The 219-nt window shown below is 51.1% G+C and carries 1 rRNA gene; it reads right to left on the bottom strand.

Features of this window, described 5'->3' with window-relative positions:
* Positions 1 to 6: 6 nt before the first annotated feature.
* Positions 7 to 219 (bottom strand): 23S ribosomal RNA (locus H6A20_RS13400); the annotation flags it as partial.

Here is a 219-nt window from a genome sequence, read left to right as displayed (position 1 = left end):
CCTTCTGCGGTTATGCCCTCGACCGATTAGTAACAGTCAGCTCCATGTGTTACCACACTTCCACCTCTGCCCTATCTACCTCGTCGTCTTCAAGGGGTCTTACTACTTTACGTAGGGATATCTCATCTTGAGGGGGGCTTCACGCTTAGATGCCTTCAGCGTTTATCCCTTCCCGGCTTGGCTACTCTGCCATGACCTTGGTAAGTCAACAGATACACC

The organism is Mordavella massiliensis (assembly GCF_016901695.1).
Lineage (GTDB): Bacteria > Bacillota > Clostridia > Lachnospirales > Lachnospiraceae > Claveliimonas > Claveliimonas massiliensis_A.
Note: the sequence above shows the minus strand (reverse complement) of the source record. Positions and strands in the feature narration are given on the sequence as shown.